The organism is Staphylococcus sp. 231237_7MaSpsaltlick (assembly GCF_043107035.1).
Genome location: NZ_JBICNX010000306.1, coordinates 1 through 527, shown reverse-complemented (window position 1 = coordinate 527; position 527 = coordinate 1). Strand labels below are relative to the sequence as shown.

Here is a 527-nt window from a genome sequence, read left to right as displayed (position 1 = left end):
TATCAAACTAACACAATTAGTCATTACAATACTAAGTGAAATCATCATTTGGATGAAAGAGTCAGAACGAAAGGAAGTCTCTTATGAATAGATATATCACCCGGGGTATCGCCAACAACTTACCTAATATCTTACAACACCAATTATGGCAACTCGTATCTGAGCGAGAACAAGAACAAACCAAAGATAATACTTCAGTAGATTATTTTCATATATTCCAGTTCAATAAACATCGCAATCAATTATATATCAAACACAAACAAGAACGACCAGCGTATGTGAAAACTCAAAAGGCAAATATCAATCAACCTATCAATATCAATAAGGTCTACATTATCCGTGAAGATGATGTAGACCTTTCTTATTACATTATGTTATTACCAAATGAATATTAAGGAGATAAAATCAATGGAAAATATCACAAATACACTTGTCACTACTGCAATATTTGACGAAAAGAGAACTCACCGCTACTTACTAACAAAGACATGGGACGATAGCAAGAAGACTGCTACAGTCATCACAAT

The 527-nt window shown here is 33.2% G+C and carries 1 protein-coding gene; it reads left to right on the top strand.

Annotation, left to right across the window (positions count from 1 at the left end):
* The first annotated feature begins 83 nt into the window (after positions 1-83).
* Positions 84-395: a DUF960 family protein gene (locus ACF91D_RS31610; protein ID WP_057510703.1), complete on the top strand. Its 312-nt coding sequence runs from the start codon at positions 84-86 to the stop codon at positions 393-395.
* Positions 396-527: the final 132 nt, after the last annotated feature.